The 361-nt window shown below is 52.6% G+C and carries 3 tRNA genes; all 3 read right to left on the reverse strand.

The window, feature by feature from the left end:
- Positions 1-48 precede the first annotated feature (48 nt).
- The 3 genes from HMPREF2963_RS06865 to HMPREF2963_RS06875 all read right to left on the reverse strand — a co-directional run bounded on the left by HMPREF2963_RS06865 (position 49) and on the right by HMPREF2963_RS06875 (position 290).
- Positions 49-122, reverse strand: a tRNA-Ile gene (locus tag HMPREF2963_RS06865).
- Between the two features lie 14 nt (positions 123-136).
- A tRNA-Met gene (locus HMPREF2963_RS06870) sits at positions 137-210 on the reverse strand.
- A 6-nt stretch (positions 211-216) separates the two neighbouring features.
- Positions 217-290, reverse strand: a tRNA-Pro gene (locus tag HMPREF2963_RS06875).
- Between the last annotated feature and the right edge of the window lie 71 nt (positions 291-361).

Genomic DNA, 361 nt, shown 5'->3' on the forward strand with positions numbered 1-361 from the left:
ACCGTTCCCTTCAGCCAGACTTGGGTAATCCTCCACAATATAACAAAATGGACCTTGTAGGACTTGAACCTACGACCACTCGGTTATGAGCCGAGAGCTCTAACCAGCTGAGCTAAAGGTCCAACAAGATCAATTATAGCGGCGAAGGGGATCGAACCCCCGACCTCCCGGGTATGAACCGGACGCTCTAGCCAGCTGAGCTACACCGCCATAGCATCGGGAAGACAGGATTCGAACCTGCGACACCTTGGTCCCAAACCAAGTACTCTACCAAGCTGAGCTACTTCCCGTATAGGTAGAAAAACCGAAGCCCTCAGACTTCTTCCACATGCACCCTAGAGGAGTCGAACCTCTAACCGCC

Origin of the sequence: Streptococcus sp. HMSC067A03 (assembly GCF_001814295.1) — a bacterium.
GTDB lineage: Bacteria > Bacillota > Bacilli > Lactobacillales > Streptococcaceae > Streptococcus > Streptococcus constellatus.